Origin of the sequence: Paenibacillus sp. PK1-4R (genome assembly GCF_030369595.1) — a bacterium.
Taxonomy (GTDB): Bacteria; Bacillota; Bacilli; order Paenibacillales; family Paenibacillaceae; genus Paenibacillus.
This window is the reverse complement of sequence record NZ_CP126535.1, coordinates 2887852-2908733: the sequence shown is the minus strand read 5'-3', so window position 1 is coordinate 2908733 and position 20882 is coordinate 2887852. Positions and strand designations below refer to the sequence as shown.

Below are 20882 nucleotides of genomic sequence, written 5' to 3'. Positions count from 1 at the left end.
GAATAAATCCCTATTATTGCAACAAAGATAGTGTAACCTGGATGCTTTGCTCTACAAACAAGCGGTCCGGTCCTGATTTCATCAGAACAGTCAATCCAATCATGGATACCACCAAAGACTGTGCTACCGCACTCGCGTTCAATTGGAGGGACAATTCCCCGCTCTGTTGCCCTCGTTCTATCGTTTCTTTGAAAAGAACACCCAGGTACATCTGATGCTCCCGTGTAAGGACAGCGAATTTGGGATCATGTGGAGCCAGTTCAACCATCGTATTAATGCAAAAACAGCCGTGACTAGGCTCGGTCACACTCCCCTCTGCTCCTATATGTTCAAACAGTCCACGAAAGGCTTCTCGCACGGAGGAGCTCTGTTGAAGTCTGGCTCTGACTTGAGCAGCATGCTGAGTGGTATACCTGCGAAGTGCTGTTTCAAATAATTCCTTTTTATCGCCAAAAGCCGCATACAGACTGGGACGTTGTATGCCCATTGCGGTCGTCAAGTCATTTAAAGATGCCGCTTCAAATCCCTTGTCCCAAAACGTATGCATCGCTGCATCGAGTGCTTTATCCGTATCAAATTCCCGTTGTCTAACCATACAATTCACCTCTTTATGTATCGATCAGTATGTTTATATATTTTAACCTCATACCAATGGATAAGTCAAAGATCACTCAATAAAGATTATTAAAATTAAAAAAACTCTTCCATAAAGCGTTTTTAACCAAATTGAAAATCTCATCCAATTCTCTGTTGACAGAATTCACGTAAATAAAGTATGGTTATCCCGAAACATAACATACCGATCAGTACATAATAGAAAGGTGACAAATACGCATGCAAACTTCTTCTTCAGATGCACAATTATCCAATAAGGATCGTCCTGCCATGTCACGGTTAGTTGCTCTTCTCTTTGCCGTGTGCAGCGGACTTGCGGTCGCCAATATTTATTATGCTCAACCTCTGCTGGACTCCATTGCTCAAGAATTCAGTCTCTCTCCATCATCCATAGGGATTGTCATCACAGTGACTCAAATCTGTTATGCCTTGGGGCTGTTCCTTCTCGTTCCGCTTGGTGACCTCTTAAATCGCCGCAAGCTGATCATCATTCAAATGCTCTTATCTGTGCTTGCACTGGTTCTCGTAGGAACCGCACAATCCAGCTCACTTTTATTCACGGGCATGGCTGTCGTTGGTTTATTAGCCGTCATTACGCAAACGCTCGTTGCCTTTGCTGCACACTTAGCAGCCCCGTCCGAACGTGGTCGCATTGTCGGGCAGGTAACCAGCGGAATCGTCATTGGCATTTTACTTGCACGAACGGTTGCAGGTACACTGAACGATTGGCTCGGGTGGAGATCGGTATATCTGTTCTCTGCCAGCCTTACATTACTCGGAATTGTCGCATTATTTTTTGTTCTCCCAAGGCAGCAATCACCACAAGTGAAACAAAGCTATATCCAATTACTCGGTTCCGTCTTGCAACTGTACCGTGAGTTGCGTGTGTTACGAGTACGAGGTGTGCTGGCCATGTTGATTTTTACAGCCTTCAGCATCTTGTGGACTTCTATGGTACTGCCACTAAGTAGCCCTCCACTGTCCTTGTCTCATACGGTCATAGGTGCATTCGGTCTGGCAGGAGCGGCTGGGGCACTGGCCGCTGCCCGTGCAGGTAAACTCGCCGATCAGGGCCTTGGGCAGAAAACAACCGGTGTCGCCCTTGTCGTTCTGCTCTTGTCCTGGCTGCCCATCGGTTATGTCCATCATTCTCTCTGGTTCCTGATCCTGGGTGTTATCCTGCTCGATCTCGCCGTGCAGGCCGTACATGTTACCAACCAGAGCCTGATCTACGAAGTTCGCCCCGAAGCACAGAGTCGCCTGACGGCAGCTTATATGATCTTTTATTCCATCGGCAGTGCAACCGGCTCCATCGTTTCTACCCAAGTGCATGCATGGGCGGGCTGGACAGCCGTATGCTGGTTAGGTGCTGGCGTTAGTGCAGCAGCCCTTGTGTTCTGGATGATCGATCGTTATATGCATCGGAATCTCAATCGTTGAATTAGTCCAGTTTATTCCACACCACAATAAAGAGGGTTGCTAACGGACCAAATAACAGGGAAATCAGAAACCAGTTCCGACCACTTCTGTTTTTTCCCTGAGCTAGTCCGGCATTAATCAAGGCAAGCGTGCCCCAACCTACAAAATATTCATTATCCATCAAACGTCTTCTCTCCTCTATCCCTTCAATTATGACTACTGCTCAAGCATATCTTTGAGCTTACGATTGCGACTCTCCAGAAATGCCTGCATGTATCTCTTCAGCACAAGTCGTTCGGTTGCCCATCCCAGCAATCCAAGTGGAGCTTCGAATCGAAGTGTGTCTCTCATGCAAGTCATCTGATCCCCAATTACGCTGAAATGATGTTCATGTCGCATGCTCTTGAAAGCCCCTTTCTCCATCTGATCCACAAAGAGGAAAGGTCGTTCAAACTGCACAATTCGGGACTTCAGCTTCTGTCTGATACCAAAATGAGTAGCCTGAAATGTAACTGTATCCCCTGCTCCAATTCTTCCTGTGGTTACTCCTGCGACTGCTCGCTCTCGCGTATGTTGCCAGACGGTCTGAGTATGTACATCAATATCCCGGGCATAGTCAAAGCACCGTTCAATCGAGGCATGTATCGTAATCTCGGTTGTCACTTCAATCATGGCGATCGCTCCTTGGCAGGAAAAATAAGGTCTTTGCAAGTATACGCTTGCTTCCTTGGTCGAACAACACATCGTGGATGATATAACAAAAAACGGGTCCCCTGTCTTAGTACAGGAGGCCCGTTCTCAATATAAGTAAGGAATACAGATCATATTCAGATTAAATAAGCAATTCATCAATGGCAAGCGTACGCTCTTTGGAGAGATCGCGATATTCTTCAGACTCCACTTTGATGAGTGGTTTGAAAATATCAGATGTATTGTTCATGACAATAACACCTTTTTCTCCATTGCTGAGCAGAACCTGTTTCCCGATGAAATTAGGAAGCAAATGTTGCATCAATGCCTGAACCGGTTTTTCATTCAATTTACCAAATCCCATTCCATAGATATCTCTAAGGTTGTTGATCAGGTTTGGATTGCTTCCTCCGTGATTCCCGGATCTCATGCCTATATAGATATCCGCTACAGATACAATTTGTGTATATGGATGAATTTCACTTTTCTCAAGTTGCATCGGATAACCCGACCCATCTTCCCGTTCGTGATGCTGCAGAGCAACCAGTGCTGTCGCTTCATCCGTCATCGAATTTTTGATAATTTCATGACCATATATGGTGTGACGTTGCATTTCAAGCTGCTCATCAGCCGTCAACGGTTCTGTTTTGTTCCGAATCCGGTGGGATACTTTGCACTTTCCAATGTCATGCAGATAACCACCGCGACTAATCTGATAACTCTCCTTCTGAGAATATCCAAGCCAGTTCGCAAGGTAGAAGGACAACAATCCTACCTGGATTGAATGTGTATAGTTATTGACGTCATCCCGCTCCAGCATCATCAGGAGATGAACGACATCTTTCTGCTCATCCAGTCCCTCAACCATCGGTTGCAGTGCATCATCCACCATGGTGGCGTTGAACTTGCCAACGGTCAGAGCTTCGAGAAAAGCATTTTGATAATTATGTACAGTCTGAATAAATTGGGACTTCATCTCTTCTTCAGGTGCTTCTTCCTTCGTGCTAGTACTTAACCCGGAAGCATGCTTTGCCGCTGCAGCAAAAAATTCTGCTTCAGTGATTTCCTCTTCGCGTGATTCAATATCTACATAATCTACACGGTGCTGCATAAGCAAGGAGATATCCTCACCTTTGATCACAGTTCCCTTCCCGAGAACGTGTAATCCTGCATCGCTGAATGTATCCGCAGTTAGACGGTCTCCGTCTTGCAGGTTCATAATATGGATTCTCAAATCGGTATTCCCCCTGAACAATTCATTATAGTAACAGCACCCAACGGAACGGGGCCACAAAAATACCTATACTTCTTTATATCGTTATAATTCTTCATTTCATACATAGTTCAAACGACCTTAATCACAATGGTAAATACGAACGTATAAGACTTTATCCTCACTCCAACATCCAAATTAGTCCCGGTTTTAAACTTTTACACACTTTTGTGCCTCATTGCCGTATCAGAGTAAGCCAAAGAAGTTCAAACTCTTTCGTTTGAACTTCTTCAAGACATCTCAAATTAGATTTTGATCGAACCCAGACTAGCCCCTTTAACAAATAAACGTTCAATGCTCTTCTCGACCGAAGCATCGGGAATCAGCGGCGGTGCCTGGTGAGGTTTGGTACGTGCATCAATAATGACCTGATCACAACCCCAATGCTTGTGGTCATATCCGCTATTAACCCCGTACATGTCATGTGAAGGGTTGCTTCGAGTAAACGTTGCCCATAAGAAGTTGCTGAGGTTAGCACTCAGGAACGAACTGTCGTCACATAGAATGATCATCGGACACGAGTCCAGATCGCCTTGTTCTTTCAATAGAGAAGTGAATGCTTGCATCTCCTGTGCTGTATCCGCATAACTCGTGAAGGCCGATGTCTGGATCGAAACGATACCCGGCATGATGAGCTGCGGATTCTCATAACCACGAATGTTTTTCAAAGACTCCGGCACTTCCGTGCACAGATCCCGAATCTTGTCGCCATAGGCTGCAAAAACAACTTTGCTACCGCTGTTCAGCCCTGTACCCGAGTAATCCAATGTATCAATGGTCGTATGGGTATGGAAATGAATATCCCGCTGCATATCCATGCGCTCCAAGATATAGGTCAGGAATTCAACTTCCTTATGGGTGTCCAAAGGCTGCTGATCCTCTGCGGTAATGAAGAGATACTTCGCCAGACTGAGCTGACCCGTACCCAAAATACGATTGGCAATCGTAAGCAACTCTGTCGGCTGCTTCACCGCCTGATACGGCGTGTAACGTTCACTGCCGATTGCAAATAGCAATGGATGGACCCCTGCCGCATCGACCGCATGCACTTCTTTGACACCTGGAATCTCCTGTTTGATCGCGTCTCCAGTAATCTCATGAATCAAATCCCCAAAAGCCGTATCCTCTTGCGGTGGACGACCAACAACCGTAAACGGCCAGATAGCATTAGGTTTGGCATAGACTTTATGCACACGCATTAGCGGAAATTCATGCGTCAGACTGTAGTAACCCAGATGATCCCCGAACGGACCTTCGGGCTTTGTCTCGCCTGGGTAGATATCACCCGTGATGACAAAATCGGCATCATTGCTAATGCAATACCCGTCCTTGTAACTGTACCGGAAACGACGTCCAGCGAGCAGACCGGCAAATGTCATCTCACTGAGTCCTTCAGGCAAAGGCATAACCGCTGAAAGTGTATGTGCGGGTGGACCCCCAATGAAAATACTAACTTTCAATGGTTCTCCCTTTTTGACCGCTTTGGCTTGATGTATACCAATTCCGCGATGAATCTGATAGTGCAATCCAATTTCTTTGTTTAATTCAAAATCATTGCCATTTAGTTGAACCCGGTACATCCCCAGATTGGAATTCATGATGCCTGGCTTATCTGGATCTTCGGAATACACCTGTGGCAACGTTACGAATGCCCCACCGTCCATAGGCCAGTGTTTGATGAGCGGCAGGTCCGAGATTTGAATCTCTTGTGCCGACACGGGTAGGCTGATAGACTTCTGCTTTGGCAGTGCCTGCCATGCAGCAAGACCTGTGCGGACATGCTGAAATGGCGTCTTAAGCGCCTTCATGGGATCGTCACGAACAGCCATGACCCGTTGTACGCCTTCGAGTGTACCGCGGAACATGAATTTGCTTCGTTCCACCGTGCCGAACAGATTCGATACAGCCTGGAACTTTGAGCCTTTTACATTTTCGAATAATAACGCAGGGCCTTTAGCCTCGTGCACTTTCATGTGGATCGCTGCCATCTCCAGATGAGGATCAACCTCTTCTTTGACCCGAATCAAATGACCGTGCTGCTCCAGATCGTTAATACAATCTTCCATATTGCGATATTTCATTGGATGGCTCCATTCTGTGTATGATAAATTGATTAAGTTCATAGATTCACATAACGTCTCTTCTATTTTATCAAATGATCCACTGCTAAACAAAACTATACGTGAAATTTTGTCGCGAATACAGATATAAAAAAGCAATATGGCAGCAATTTGAATCCTGAACGCACAGGAACCAATTGTTACCATATTGCTGCTCTCTCTGTTCTGACTTGCCTTAAGGTGTAATGGTCGATCTGGGGATCGTGACAATAAACTGCGTACTTTTTCCGACTTCGCTCTCTACATCAATTGTACATTGATGCAATTTCAAAATTTTAATCACAATGGACAACCCCAATCCATTGCCTCGAAGCGAGCTGCTTCGGGCTTTGTCCACCATATAGAATCGATCAAAGATATACGGAAGAGCTTCCTCAGGAATGCCTTGTCCAGAATCTCTAATCAATACCTTCACAAATGAAGATGACGTCTCAATTTCGACATGAATGGTCCCCTTAGGACCGGTGTATTTGATCGCATTGTTTATTAAATTCTGCCAGACCTGATCAAACAAATCTTTGTCCACTGTGATTTCGCAGGGCAACAAGTCCAACTCGATCTGGATATCCTTCTGCGCCCACTGCGGCTCCGCCAGTAAGATCGCCCTTCTTAATTGTTCATCTACCTGGAACGTGGTGAAATGAACCGGATGATGCTCTGAATCCAGCGAGGCTAGCCGAAGCAGATTATCACTGAGCCTCGATAAGCGCAGCGTTTCCTCATAGATAATATCCAAATGCTCTTTCTGCTCTTCCAGAGGAATAACACCATCTTGTAGTGCTCTGGTAAATCCCCTGATCGAAGTGAGCGGAGACTGCATTTCATGAGAGACGTTGCTGACAAAGTCATCACGAACCGAATCGATTTTTTGCAACTCACTCGCCATATGATTAAAGCTCTCCATTAGTTCGCCAAACTCATCCTTGTTATTATGTTTCAAGCGGACCGACAGGTCTCCAGATGACATCTCCTTCGCTGCAACCGTTAATCTCTTAATCGGTTTCACAATGTACCCGGACATGAACAGGATTAATAGGCTACCGATGACCAGAACCGTTAACAGTGAGGTTAAGAGCGTGTTTCGCAATGTATGAAAAAGAGAGGAGAAATCACTTTGAATCAGAAATGTGCCAATCCCCTCGTTTGTTCCGGGAACACCTATGGTTGCAATTCCATCTTTACTGGACAAAAAAATGGCATCTGTTGTACCCGTTTCAAATAACGAATGAACTTTGTCCTCTGGCAAGGAAGATAACACTTCACTTTGTTCATTCACAGGAGTGATATTCAAGCCGTAGCGAGCAAAGATATCGAAGCTTGATTTCACTTTTTCCGGATCATCAATCAGGTTAATCAGTGTAGCGAGATCTTCAGCAAAAGTAACCATAAACCGATTAGGTGTCTTCTCCTGGGACCCGTTATTTAACATAAAGGAGAGAATCAAACTCACCAGAACAATCCCGATAAAAGTAGCTACGATGCGAAGTCGCAGGCTTTTCCTAAACATGTTCATGCCCGCTCCAGACGATATCCAAGTCCTCTTATCGTTGAGATCACTAGCTCAGGTACAGGTTCAAGCCGTTCCCTTAACCGTTTGATATGTACATCAACCGTGCGCTCATCTCCTTCGTAATCGATACCCCATATATCATCTATAAGCTGTGTACGTGTGAATATTTTCCCTGGCGAACTCGCCAGAGAAAATAACAATTCACATTCCTTCTTTTTCAATTCGATAGTTTGTCCATCCGCAATGACCATCAGATTGCCCAAATCAATCGTCACACCGCTGATCTGAATCATGTTTGATGAATTTTTGTTATATCGTTTCAGTAACGATTTTACACGCAGGATTAACTCCACAGGATCAAACGGTTTAACCAGGTAATCGTCTGACCCGGCATTAAATCCTCTGACTTTGTCCTTGGATTCTCCCTTGGCCGTCACCATCAAGATTGGAATATCCAGATAGGACCGAATATCTTCCGTCAGTTCAATGCCGTCTATTCGCGGCATCATTACATCCACAATCGCCAGATCAACTTTCGTATGCGAGAGGATATCTAAAGCCTCTTGACCGTCTGGTGCTTCCAGCACGGAGAATTGATTCTTTTCAAGATAGATTCGGATTAATTTGCGGATATGGGAATCATCGTCCACCACCAGAATTGTGTTCATGCAGCCATTATCCTTTCCAAAATTGATATTTATTCGTATCGTAAGGATTCCATCGGGTCCAGCTTCGCCGCTTTTGATGATGGCATCAAACCGGCCACAATACTAATTCCTGTACTTACCACGATACCAAACAAGATATAATATCCCGAGAGATTAATGAGTTTTGCTCCAAACGCATTGTCCAATAGAATATTTAATACATAACTAATGATCACTGCAAAGATCACCGCAATAATACCACTAAATACGCCTAATAAGGCAGATTCGGAGAAGAATATGCGCTTGATATCTTTCTTTCGTGCTCCAATGGCCCGAAGAATGCCGATCTCTTTCGTCCGTTCCACGACACTAATATAGAGTACAACCAATATCATAATACCAGATACGATTAACGAAATGCCTGCAATACCCGCGAGTACAATGGAAGCCATACTTACATATGTGGTGATATTCTCCATAACTTTGGCCATCTGGGAGCCTGCGAAGCCAGCATCAACAGCAGCTTCATTGATATCATTGACATATTTCATATCGGTTGCATAGGCGTTAACCTGAATCGGCCCGATTGTTATTCCTTTGTCCGTATACATTTGCTCCAACGTCTCTGATGAAATGTATCCCGGGGATTGCTGCATTGGAGATCGTGGATCTGCCGCTTCGTAGATCCCTGAGATGGTTACTTCTTTCTCCAAAGTTAACGGTTTATTATTGCCATCCATCTCATTGATATATAGAAACACGGACTTGCCGATCATGGATTCAGCTTGGTCATTTCCGCTTAATTGTTTCGCCGTATCGAGAGGTAACAGCATCTGATTTTCTACTGGCAGAACACCAATTGTCATCAGTGCTGGATCAAAAGCATCCGTTAACGTTGTTAACTGTGTGAGTCCTACACTTTGTTTTTCATTCACCATAGTGGATTTGCCTGTAATGGTCGTGATCGTCTCTACATGATCCACATTAGGGAAATTTCGGATCGTCTCGATATCAGCTTCGGTGAACGGTTCACCTGGTGCCATCAAGGCCTCGGGGCCTTGCATGTCCTTGGCTTCTTCACTCGGCTTTGTTATATCCACGAGCAAAGGGTCCATACTTGAATTGATTTCGTCATTCATATACGTCGTTATACCATTCCCCAAGGAGAGCATCAGGAGTACACTTAATATACCTATAGATCCACCCAATGCTACCAGTACATTACGCTTGCCGTTGAGTTTCATATTTTTAAGTGCCATCTTGAATGAAGCAAGCAAGCTCAGGCTCCGGGAAGAATCCTGACCACTCTCGTAAACAGCCGTAGAAGGATCTTTCAGGTGAATATCGTCACTAATGCGCCCCTCTTCAACCTTCACAATACGTGTACCGGAATCAGCGACTTTCTGCGAGTGAGTTACGGCAATCACCAGCATTCCCTTTTTGGCTATACTGTCCAGCAAAGCGAGGATTTGATCTCCGTTTTCCCTATCCAGAGCACCCGTCGGTTCATCAGCCAGAATAATATCGGGATTGTTGGACAAAGCCCGTGCAATGGAAACCCGTTGCTTCTGACCGCCGGATAACTGGTTGGGACGTTTGTTCAGATGATCCTTCAGCCCCACCTCTGTCAAAATATCAACAGCACGTTGGTTCCGCTCCTTCTCACTGGTATCCGTCATTTGCATCGCAATCATCACATTTTCGAGGACAGACAGATGCGGGATCAGATTGAAATTTTGAAAGACAAAACCGATATTGTTCTTCCGATAATCATCCATTTCTTTCTCTGTCATGGCACTTAAGTTCTTGCCTCGAACAACGACGTCCCCTTCATAGTCGGAGTCCATGCCACCAATGATATTCATCAGTGTCGACTTACCGCAGCCAGATTCGCCAAGGATGGAGACAAATTCCCCTGTCTCAAAACTCAGGTTCAAACCGTGGAGTACGGGAACTTTTTCTTTTCCATATAAGGTGTATGATTTCTTCACATTTTTAACTTCTAGTATTTTCATATGGATCTCTTCCTCTCCTGATCATGCACAATATCTATCTATTTGATGTTCATATCGTAACAAATCAGTATGAACTGATAATGAACTGGACCATTGCATCTATAAGAGGTTCGAGAAAAACGATATGCAAAAAAAACACCTACAGCTTGCTTGAAATAAATCATTTCAAGTAAGTGTAGGTGTCCAAAATTTGATTAGATTAATCCGGCTTTTGCCAGCAGCCTTTTCACAATTGCCGCAGATTGTGCACGACTAATGTCTGCATCTGTCATCAGCTTGCCATCAGCACCTTGTACCAGCTCTTGTTTAATCGCCGATGCAACCGGCTCTGCTGCCCATGCTTGTACTGTAGCGCTATCGCTGTATGTGCTCAGCAGACTTGTTGTCTCTGACGCGTCGGCCTGTGCCAGACCGACCAGTTTCATTGCACGTGACACAATGGTCAGCGCTTCAGCACGAGAAATTTCGCTGTTCGGACGGAAGCTGTCATCAGCATAACCTGAGATTAGGCCGTAGGATACAGCCGTCTGAACCTCATCCTCATACCAGCTGCCAGTCTTCACATCTGTGAACGATGCCGCTTCTGTACTGCGCGGGGAGTGAAGACCCAAACCTCTTAACAGAACAGCCGTAAACTCTGCTCGTGTAATACTCCGGTCTGGCGCAAACACGTTCTCAGCAGTACCTTGTACGATCAGACGGGATGCCAGATCCTGTACGTCATCACGACTCCAGTGACTTGATACATCGCTGAATGTTGCCGGGTGATAGATCAGAGCGTAAGTGCTGTTCGTCAAGCTGTTAATGATAGCAGAATCTTGCAAGTTACCTTTGATAACCTTGGTCGGTACATGCAGAAGGCTGCCATCTGGCTGAAGCACAACTCCTGTCGTGATCTTTGAACCATCGACACCTTCCGGCAATGTAATAGTGCGCTCTACATAGGAGTTAAAACGATCCACATTAACTTGCTGCCCATTCCAGATCGCTTTTACTTCAAAATCAATCGGAGCTGCGATCACCGTTGTGTTCTCCAGCTTATCCGCTGCGGCCTGAATTGCTGTTTGTTTAGATGTGGCACTAGGCGCAATAGCGATTTGAATTGTGATATCTTCGAGTGGAGTCGTTCCTCCAAATTGGTTATGAATCTGATCCACCTGAATCTGATTAGCTGGGAGGGTGTATGTACCACTGTCAGTCTGAATGACAACTTCGGCATTACTTCCTTCCATTGTTTTGACCAGCTTGCCGTTCAGTTCACCAACGACCGCGCCCTTACCTGTACCCGTAATCGGCAGCAGAAGTGTTCTTAGTCCACTTCCAATCTGATTAATGACTTTGTCATTATCCACATGAACCGTGGTGGTAACCTGATTGTTTACCGTTGATGTGGTAGCCCTCGCAGATTGTTCCTGTTTCTGTCCGTTCACATAGATGTCTACACCTTTGGTTACCGCTGGAGTGGATGGAACTGGGGTAACGACGGGTGAAGTTGGTGATACACTCCCTCCTCCTCCACCCGAAGAGTTACCAGGATTCGGTGTAGGTGTCGAGCCAGAATTGTCGCCACCTGAGTTTGCTGCTGTAATTGTGATTGTTCCACCGGACAACTGCGCAGCACTATTGTGTTCTACATTCGTAAAATGCCAATGTTCTGAATCGCTTTGCTCCACTGTGAGCTGTTTTGTTCCAGGAGTTGCATTACTTTTGGCTTTGACCTCAATATCAAATAATTGTTGTTCGTCTAAAACCAGACGTTCACCTGCATTGAAATCAACCCAGATGATCCTTACCCAGCCTTCTTCATTATTAATTACGTACTGGAAGTCTCCTACACCAGTTTCCTCCGGGGATGTGCTAATGGTGTTGACAGATTTAGGCGTGATACGGACAACTTCCAATGCAGATGTATCATAATCAATCTGCATATTATAAGCGCTAACCTGGGAATAGGACTGCTTTAATGTAACAGGGACATGAACCGTCTGCCCAGCCTGTACAGTAACATTTGCAAATTGCACCTCTGATGGCTCCGTCGACTCTGCTCCTGCTACACTCGGGAATACGAGTGACGAGAGTAACGTCAGTGCGATCAGACCTGACATCGTTCTTCTGATTCTTGGACGTTTCTTTTTCGGTTGAAACATGTATTAGCCTCCATGTCTGTATCAATTGATAGATCGTTTGGTATAGATAGAAAAGTATTGTTACCCGTTATCTAATTTGAATTTTTAAATTAAATAGGTCGTTGTACTGCTTCTTTTCCAACAATGTACGCTCGTCTAGGTTTCGTATTCGCGTCCGAAGAGGACTGTGCAATCACTTCAAGCACAAGGTAATAATCAACGTCCTCAGATCTGACAGTATATTGTTCTCCTGTTTCCCCTAAAATCAGCTCCATATCTTCTCCTGAAGCGTCTGTTGCACGGTACCACTGATAAGAAGGAGTAGCAATATCATCCCTATCAACATCCATTAAATAATAATCAGCGCCAATTGCATTTCCAATTTGCATGTAACCCTTCAATTCACCATTCAACACATACGGCACATCGTCCACTTGTTGGAAGGTCAACACATAATCATTGTTTTTCGCGCCAAGTGTTTTGTTGGCATATCCGTTTAACAACGCATTCATATCCCCCAAAGAGGGTTCCGCATTACGATCCACGTCCATTCGGTTCATCTCTACGTAGGTAAAGCCGCGGCGACTTACCATGTTACGAAGATAAGTCAAAAGGTCTGCTGCATCCAGAGAATTCACTTTTCCGTCTGCATTTACATCCCCTTTTTTACTAATGTTAAGTTCAAAGTTATCCGTAACCGTTTCCGGTAAATTAGATACAGTATAATAAGCCTTCAATTCGATGTTGATTTTGCCGCTCTTGTAAGGAATAATCACCAATGTACTTGTAGGCGTTGGCATATTTTCATCTTGTCTCGTTTCTACATACACCTCAGCTATACTGCTATCATCTGAACTGGCTGTGAGCGTATTAAACTCATCAGATCGTAAATGGGTACTCAAATCGATTCTAACTATATTGTTCGTTACCTCGATGGGTACACCGGACACAAAAGAAGGATCGTTTTGTTCCGATGAATAATTTAACCACTGGATGCCATCGTTAAGAACAGGTCGTGAAATGTTTATTACCGGACCAATTGCTCCTGCGTTAACCTGTGGAAGCGCTCCACCTATAGGCAACGCAATGCCCAAACCGAGTGCAGTCAACATGCTTTTTTTCAATATCGGCTTAAGCCGTTTTTTGTTTTGTTTCCCCTTCAATTCATGTTCCTCCTCGTGCACATTTCAAATTTGAACAACTACATGCTCAGTATAACGGGCTATTCTGAACCGATTCTGAACAGGACCATGGACCTATTCCCAGTTATAATTCGACAAAAAACGCCATGGAGTAAGCCTCCATAGCGTTTTGAGTACAAATATTTTTCCAGTTTGGATCAAATTCACTAAAAATTAAATTCCCTCAACAATTCTTTTTGCTCTAACCTTTACCTCACGGTAGAGTTCATCCTCATCAATCGTCAGCAGTTTCCTGCCTCGCATGAGGATCTGACCGTTCACAATGGTGGTGTCCACATCCGCCCCATTTACACTGTAAGCCAGTAGCGACTCTACCTCATGTATCGGTTGAAGATGTGGTTTCGCCAGATCGATCAGGATCAGATCAGCTTTGCGACCCACCTCAAGCATACCCACTTCATCCTGTAGACCAAGCAGACTAGCACTTCCGCGTGTAGCCATGCTTAGTACGTCCTTGGCTGGCAAGCGAGTGGGATCGCCATAGTCCAGCTTTTGCAGCCAGGTCGCGGCTTTGATCTCCTCGAACATATCCACGGTTGTGGCACTTCCCACTCCATCGGTTCCGATTCCCACGTTAATCCCCTGTGCCAACATCTCGGTGATCGGAGCAATTCCACACCCCAGCTTCAGATTACTGACTGGATTGTGTGCTACACCGCCGCGCATGCCCTTCAATCTGCCGATGTCCCTTCGATTGAGGTGTACACCATGCGCAAGCAACACATGTGCCTGTTCGAACATACCCGCCTCTTCCAAATACTCTGTTGGTGTCATGCCATAGCGCTCACGGATCTTCACAACTTCTTCCTTCGTCTCAGCCAGATGAATATGTAGCGGGATATCCTCCGTGACAGCCAGAGCAATGACTTCACGTAGCGGCTCCATGGGACAAGTGTAGGGTGAGTGGGGCCCATACATGGTTGTAATTCGCCCATCGGCCGCTCCAGACCAGCGTTGCACCAGATCGGTTGCCTCCTGCAACCTGCGTCCCCCATCCTCCTCCATGAATACCATCCCACGTGTAAGCGATGCCCGCATACCCGTTTGCTTAACCGCTTCTGCAATCTCATTCATATGGATATACATATCCGCAAAAGCAGTGGTACCCGAACGGATCATCTCGGCGATGGATAACTTGGCACCCCAATAGATGTCTTCCGGGTTCATCCGCGCCTCGGCAGGCAACATTTTGCGTTCAAGCCAGTCCATCAGCTTCAGATCATCCGAGAATCCCCGGAGCAGACTCATCGGTGTATGTTGGTGGGCATTAATCAGTCCTGGCATGGCAACCTTATTGCGTCCATCGATAATCTCATCTTGCGGTTGAGGCAGAATGTGATCAGTAATCTGCGTAATGCGATCTCCCTCAACACGAATATCCCCCGTAAAGGGGGCATCGGCATCTTTCATCGTTAGGATCGTAGCTTGCTGAATCAGTATACTCATTACATTCACAGCTCCTCTGAATTGGTTATGGTTCCTTCCATATCCGAGGGTAAGCCTTCACGTAACGGCAAGGTCAAGTCATTTTAATTTTTGAATTGTCATCTTTCTGAAACTTTGTATAAACGGTTTGGGGTCGATTTCGACCATATATGGATATACTCCTGTGCTTGTGTGCAAATAGAAAAATCCACCTTCGTCACCCATACGGCGAAATGACATATCAAACACTTCCGTGATGTTGAACTCGCGGTATTTGGTCACGATTTTATCTGAATACAGAATCATGGAACGGGCATTCATCTCAATCTCTTGGGCGAGACCCGTCACTTCTCTCTGTACTTTGTAATAAGGTAATACAGCAACGCAGTTCATGATCTCCCTCCATTCATGCCATGATTATTGTTCCATCATAGCAGATCGGCGGTTCCCAGCAAAAGAACATGTAACTAGGTGATCTTGGTCGTCACCTTTAGTGGCGTATGAAGTGCATCCTGAATGTCCTGCAAAGAGAGACACTGTTCAATATGAAATACACCATGTGGCATCTCTGTTTTATACACACGTTCTGCCACGGCTGCAGCTACTGCTGCTGTTGCATCTGCTTCCTTTGCGCCGACCAGTAGTTGTTCGACGCGGATTTGCTCACCATTTTCCCACCCTACGGCATCGACCTTGACTGCATACATCGGCTCTCCCCCAGGAATAAGGCCAAATGCCTTAACCGTTCCACTCCGAATAGACGGGATACGCAGCAACGAAAACAACCCTGCACGTTTGGAGATTGCCATGGATCTTGTGATCCAGCGGGAGTCCAGACAGAGTCTGGTAGATACGGTTGGAATACGTAACGTCCGAGCAACCACGTGCTGATCGGAAAAGTTAAATCGATACGCCTTTCGGTTCCCCAGTTCCGCTCCAAAATCAATACATTTGCCATCTCCGAAACTTTGTACCTCAGCAGATTTGCCCTTTTGCATCACTTGGTAGGTGGCATTCATCTGATCAACGGTCCACTCCACGGCAGCTTTTCCGTGTTTCTCTCCAAGTCCCAGCATTACGGTAATGTCTGCTTCCTCCACCTGATCCATATGCATGGTCGCTTCACGTACAAGCAAATTAGTCACTCCGGGAGATAATCCAACGCTGAGTATCGCAGTCGATTTGGAACGTTGCATTTTGGTGTGCAGTTGTTCCACCTGGGCGAGAAAATCATATTTTGCAGAAATATCAATATAATCGGTTCCGGCTTGTGCACAGGCTTCAACAAACAGGGTATCGCTTTGGTCCACACACATGATGACCAGCTTCACTGGCCTTAACATAGATGGCTCTACAGGTCGTGTTACATCCAGTTGAAGCGGTAGTACAGCGCCACCTGTAGACCTGCTGAACTCTTCCGCACGGTTCATGCGTGTACCCGCAGCCCATACTTTACCCGGGAACAATTTCCCCAGTTGAGTACATATCATCTGTCCCACTTGACCATAACCGCCAACCACCCAGATCTGATCTTTCATAGGTTTCACGTTAGTTTCGAATTGCATAATACCCCTCCACCCAGAACGCCCCGAAGTAACGTGTAATATGTGAGAAACCGCATTCGGTCAGTAGCTGAGTCATCTCTTCAGAGCATATTGGGTCGGATTCACGGCCCAGGGAAGCAGCAAAGCGCTCCCACTCTTCAGGAAGAACGCCCACACTCAACATGTGATCCTTCCAAGCTTGCATCATGATTGGATGTGCAGGTGAACGAAGATCGGCATTTACAGCCGCAACAATCAATGGTGCACCCGGTTTAAGTCTCGCTGCGAGGCTGGTCAGAAACGTTCTCTTGGCCTCCATCCCCTGAAGGAAATGTAACATGAGCATGCTTGTCGCCCCATCATATACGATATCCTCCGGCAATTCTTCAACCGTGACAGGTTGCAGCTTCACTCTGGAACCGATGCCTGCTTCCTCGACTCGTTTCTCAGCAAGTTGCAGCATGGGCTGTGATGGATCTACTCCAGTCAATGTCCAACCGGCATGACGTGATCCGAGCAGAGCAATCTCTTTTCCCCCTCCCGCTCCGGCAACAAGGATATGAATATCGTTGTTATCCGTAATCGATGCTGCAAGCAGCCGTTCCATTAGATCATGCATATGAGAATAACCTGGAATTTTCAGGGCTATCGATTGTTCGTAACGATGAACATCTGCTGTTTCCCAGCTCATCGGTGATGGATTGTGATTCATGGACACCGCACTCCTCTTGAATTGAAGTTAGACTTGACTCGTTGTTCGTCTAATTTCATTATAGAAGGATACGGCGAGCCTACAATCCCAGAACATTGGGATATGCGCAGAGAGAGGAGTAATTTTGTTGACATCACGTATTGATCGGAACCATAGACTTATCACTTCTCTTGAAAAAGGAACCTGGACCTCACGTACCTATCGGGAAGCTGTTCTCAAGCAGATCCATACGGTTGTACCTTACGACGCATACTGTTTTACCACCGTTGATCCTCTGACTCTTCTCTCCACAGGAGCCGTGACAGAAGATGGCATTGAGGCCATTCATGATCGGTTATTCGTCAATGAATATATGGAAGAAGATATACATAAATACGCTGAATTAATACGAAGCGGTGAACATACAGCTTTACTTCATGCATCCGTGAATGCACACTCTGAACAAAGCTCAAGGTACATCAACATTCTTCAGCCAGCTGGGTTTGGTGATGAACTGCGCGCTGTATTAGTCAGTGGAGACGCTTGTTGGGGATACCTGACGCTGTATCGCAAGAGTGAGAATTCTTTTTTTACAGAAGACGAACGGTTGCTGATTCAGACCTGGACTGCTTCTATTGCATCGATGCTGCGGTCCACGAGCCTGACACTGATCGATGAGATTACGAGTGACAGTCCCGAGGAACCCGGAATTTTGATCACCTCAGACACGTTCCAGCTCTTATCCCTGAACGCCTCCGCTCAATATTGGCTGTCCCAATTGCGCATGCTGGAACATGTAGGGCCTGATGTTCTGCCCCGTCCGGTACGTGCAGTGAGTTCCCACTTGCAACGCAAGAATCAGGCAGAACGGGCTAAAAATACTCAACTCACTCCTGACTCGCCCTCCAAAGTCTGTATCCAACTTCCGGATGGGCGTTACCTCCTACTTCATGCCAGTCTTATGCAACACCTCGCGGGACCGGATCAGATTGCCATCCGTTTGGAGCAGGCGATGCCGCAGGATTTGCTTCCCTTGCTCGCCGAGAGCCATGGATTATCCAGTCGAGAGCGGGAATTGCTCGGATATGTGCTCCGCAGCTATTCATCCAAAGAAATTGCTGCTGCGATGCATATTTCTGTCTACACCGTTCAGGATCATTTAAAATCCATTTTTGCCAAAACCAAAGTATCCTCACGGCGCGAGCTCATCTGGTATTTCGTTTCCCGTTTCCAACTGTCGGATGAACCGGCGATATAAATCCTGATGAAATTTTCCCGGTAATCAAATTGACTATCAAATAATGAGTAAAAATCAAAAGATGCCAATACGATATCATCGTAATGGCATCTTTTTCTATATGCTATTGATTGATAAACATAGCGGTAATGCAGGCTAGCTACGAACGTTGAACTTCATATCGTGCATTCTGCTTTTAAACGCAGCGTGCAGTTATCCCAACCCTTTTTCCACAAAATATCAAGACCATTTCATTGATTGTGTTATTTGGCTTTTGCTAGTAAATAAAGAAAATATGGAACACTAATGACTGTAATGACGATTCCTGTCGGCACATCTCCTACCAGGCTAACCGTGCGCGTAATCGTGTCAGCCAACACCACGACTAGTCCCCCGGCCAAGCTGGCAGCCGGAATGAGCAATTTATGATCGGGACCTACCAGTTTTCTGGCCATATGCGGAGCGATCAAGCCAACAAAAAAGAAGCTTCCCCCCACAGCTACACTTCCAGAGGATAAAGCAACAGCAGCGATTGACAATCCCAAAAACTGCCGATTTACGGAAACACCAAGCCCCTGTGCTGTCTGATTGCCCAGATGGAGGGCATTCAGTACGCGAGCCTTGTAAAAAATATAACCGATTAAGATCAAAACCCATGGTGTCAGTATGGAAATATAGCCCCAATCATCGCCCCATAGGCTCCCCGCGAGCCAATACAGCATGAAATTCATCTGCGAATCATCCAGCTTGAGTGTCAAGAAAGTCGTCAGCGCCCCATACCCGCTTCCTAGCGCGACCCCGGTCAAGATTAAACCGATTGGTGAGATGTCTCGTCCGCGGCGATACGATAATAAGAAGATCAATCCCGCCGCCAATAGTCCGCCAACAAAAGCCAACAGAGGCAGAGCAATGAAGGAACTCTTCCCTGTTGGTGCAATGAATACAACGAAGAACAGGACAAACAAACCCGATCCCGAACTAATTCCCAGTGTTCCCGGACTAGCCATGTCATTGCGCAGCAAACTCTGCATCACGACCCCCGCCGCTCCCATCCCCAGACCTACCAAGATCGAAAGTACAATTCGTGGCAAACGAAAATCAAACACAATCAGATTTTGCTTATCGGTACCGTTTCCTATGAGAACGTTCAGCACTTCTAGCGGTGAAAGATTCATCTTGCCAGAATTCATGCTAATGATAGCAAACACAAGGATGAGCACCATAAGCACTGCATTGATGATAATGCCTCGTTTCACCGTATAACGCCGCTTGGTCATTCGTATTCCCTCCTTTGTCTTCGAGCCAAGAAGAGAAAATACGGCACACCAATGATAGAAAATATAATGGCAATCGGCGTTTCGAACGGTTTATTGATCAAGCGTCCAGCCAAATCGGCCGATACGGTGAGCAACGCACCATATATTGCCGCTGCCGGAATAATGTATCGATAGTCGACACCTACCATATATCGCACAATATGCGGGGTGATCAGACCCACAAAACCAACCGGGCCAACCACAACAACAGCCAATCCAGTCAGCACAAGTACAATAATGGTCGACAAAATCTTGACCAGTCCGCTACGAATGCCGAGTCCACTTGCCACATCATCTCCCAAACTGAGCAATGTAACGGAAGGGGATAAGGCCAGTGCCAGCAGTATACCACCAACAAAGAGCGGTGAGATAATCAGCAATTCTCCCCATTTGACACCCGCTGTACTACCCGCCGTCCAGAATGTCAATGCTCTGCCCAGGTTATAATTGATCGCCAAATACTGACTGAGTGCGCCAAACAACATTGAAATAGATAGACCTGCCAGTACAAGCCGCTGTGGCGTCATTCCGCGATTGCCCAGTGACGCGGTAAAGTAAGTCATACCGGTGGCGATCGCTGCTCCCAGACAAGCGAACAACATCATCTGCCAATACGAATAACCCGGCAGAAAGGCCAGGCATAGTGCAATTGCAAATGCTGCGCCAGAGCTAATCCCCATGAGCCCGGAGTCGGCCAGCGGATTGCGCGTTGTCCCCTGCATGATAGCGCCACATACCGCAAGGCTGCACCCAACGATCAGATCAGCTACGGTACGCGGAAGACGTATGGTTTGGATAATTTGATGTTCAGTGCGCATTGGATCAAATCGGAAAATAGCCTCCCATACCGTTGCTAACCTCATATCAGCAGCACCAAACATAATCGATGCCGCCGACATGAGAACCGTTAATCCAAGCCCTACTACCATGTACATGGTGAAGTTTATCGCCCCACGGCGTTTTTGTTCAGGCTTGCTTTTCATCTCGTTTCCCTTTCATCACCTATTGACAATCCAAACGAATATGGATATTAACGTCCATAAATTCGACTG

At 46.1% G+C, this 20882-nt stretch carries 18 protein-coding genes; 2 read left to right on the top strand and 16 right to left on the bottom strand.

Annotated features, from left to right (window positions below; all coding sequences use genetic code 11):
• Nucleotides 1–13 precede the first annotated feature (13 nt).
• Complete coding sequence (locus tag QNO02_RS12860) at nt 14–595, bottom strand: TetR/AcrR family transcriptional regulator (protein ID WP_091031256.1); 582 nt, start codon at nt 593–595, stop codon at nt 14–16.
• Nucleotides 596–834: 239 nt separating this feature from the next.
• Between QNO02_RS12860 and QNO02_RS12855 the strand changes: the two genes are divergently transcribed.
• Nucleotides 835–2055 carry an MFS transporter gene (locus tag QNO02_RS12855; RefSeq protein WP_249910895.1) on the top strand — a complete coding sequence of 407 codons (1221 nt, stop codon included), beginning with the start codon at nt 835–837 and terminating at the stop codon, nt 2053–2055.
• A gap of 1 nt (nt 2056) precedes the next feature.
• On the opposite strand, the gene QNO02_RS12850 is transcribed toward QNO02_RS12855, so the two are convergent.
• The 13 genes from QNO02_RS12850 to QNO02_RS12790 form a co-directional block, all read right to left on the bottom strand.
• Entirely contained in the window at nt 2057–2218 is a 162-nt protein-coding gene (locus QNO02_RS12850; RefSeq protein ID WP_155985038.1) for a hypothetical protein, read from the bottom strand.
• A gap of 32 nt (nt 2219–2250) precedes the next feature.
• A complete protein-coding gene (locus QNO02_RS12845; protein WP_249910896.1) occupies nt 2251–2706 on the bottom strand; it encodes an SRPBCC family protein in 456 nt (151 codons plus the stop codon).
• Nucleotides 2707–2866: 160 nt separating this feature from the next.
• A complete protein-coding gene (locus QNO02_RS12840) occupies nt 2867–3958 on the bottom strand; it encodes an HD-GYP domain-containing protein (protein ID WP_133384535.1) in 1092 nt (363 codons plus the stop codon).
• A gap of 284 nt (nt 3959–4242) precedes the next feature.
• Nucleotides 4243–6078 carry a UbiD family decarboxylase gene (locus QNO02_RS12835; protein WP_289392259.1) on the bottom strand — a complete coding sequence of 612 codons (1836 nt, stop codon included), beginning with the start codon at nt 6076–6078 and terminating at the stop codon, nt 4243–4245.
• Nucleotides 6079–6292: 214 nt separating this feature from the next.
• Nucleotides 6293–7624 (bottom strand): HAMP domain-containing sensor histidine kinase, encoded by a 1332-nt coding sequence (locus tag QNO02_RS12830; protein WP_289392258.1) that lies wholly within the window; start codon nt 7622–7624, stop codon nt 6293–6295.
• A 2-nt stretch (nt 7625–7626) separates the two neighbouring features.
• The gene (locus QNO02_RS12825) at nt 7627–8295 is read right to left on the bottom strand and encodes a response regulator transcription factor (protein WP_289392257.1); all 669 of its coding nucleotides are present in this window, start codon (nt 8293–8295) and stop codon (nt 7627–7629) included.
• Nucleotides 8296–8324: 29 nt separating this feature from the next.
• The gene (locus QNO02_RS12820; protein WP_289392256.1) at nt 8325–10289 is read right to left on the bottom strand and encodes an ABC transporter ATP-binding protein/permease; all 1965 of its coding nucleotides are present in this window, start codon (nt 10287–10289) and stop codon (nt 8325–8327) included.
• Nucleotides 10290–10483: 194 nt separating this feature from the next.
• A complete protein-coding gene (locus QNO02_RS12815; RefSeq protein ID WP_289392255.1) occupies nt 10484–12436 on the bottom strand; it encodes an S-layer homology domain-containing protein in 1953 nt (650 codons plus the stop codon).
• Nucleotides 12437–12525: 89 nt separating this feature from the next.
• Entirely contained in the window at nt 12526–13578 is a 1053-nt protein-coding gene (locus QNO02_RS12810; RefSeq protein WP_289392254.1) for a dockerin type I domain-containing protein, read from the bottom strand.
• Between the two features lie 192 nt (nt 13579–13770).
• Nucleotides 13771–15063, bottom strand: a complete 1293-nt coding sequence (locus QNO02_RS12805) for an amidohydrolase (protein WP_289392253.1) — start codon at nt 15061–15063, stop codon at nt 13771–13773.
• Nucleotides 15064–15141: 78 nt separating this feature from the next.
• Nucleotides 15142–15435 carry a hypothetical protein gene (locus QNO02_RS12800; RefSeq protein ID WP_076214685.1) on the bottom strand — a complete coding sequence of 98 codons (294 nt, stop codon included), beginning with the start codon at nt 15433–15435 and terminating at the stop codon, nt 15142–15144.
• Between the two features lie 74 nt (nt 15436–15509).
• Entirely contained in the window at nt 15510–16607 is a 1098-nt protein-coding gene (locus tag QNO02_RS12795; protein ID WP_289392252.1) for a saccharopine dehydrogenase family protein, read from the bottom strand.
• Nucleotides 16591–17298, bottom strand: a complete 708-nt coding sequence (locus QNO02_RS12790) for a class I SAM-dependent methyltransferase (RefSeq protein WP_289392251.1) — start codon at nt 17296–17298, stop codon at nt 16591–16593. Before QNO02_RS12790 ends, QNO02_RS12795 begins: the two co-directional genes overlap by 17 nt.
• A gap of 127 nt (nt 17299–17425) precedes the next feature.
• On the opposite strand from QNO02_RS12790, the gene QNO02_RS12785 reads away from it, so the two are divergent.
• Nucleotides 17426–18535 (top strand): helix-turn-helix transcriptional regulator, encoded by a 1110-nt coding sequence (locus tag QNO02_RS12785; protein WP_289392250.1) that lies wholly within the window; start codon nt 17426–17428, stop codon nt 18533–18535.
• Between the two features lie 242 nt (nt 18536–18777).
• Here QNO02_RS12785 and QNO02_RS12780 read toward each other — a convergent pair whose 3' ends face one another.
• A complete protein-coding gene (locus QNO02_RS12780) occupies nt 18778–19791 on the bottom strand; it encodes a FecCD family ABC transporter permease (protein WP_289392249.1) in 1014 nt (337 codons plus the stop codon).
• Nucleotides 19788–20813 (bottom strand): FecCD family ABC transporter permease, encoded by a 1026-nt coding sequence (locus QNO02_RS12775; RefSeq protein ID WP_289392247.1) that lies wholly within the window; start codon nt 20811–20813, stop codon nt 19788–19790. Before QNO02_RS12775 ends, QNO02_RS12780 begins: the two co-directional genes overlap by 4 nt.
• Nucleotides 20814–20882 lie beyond the last annotated feature (69 nt).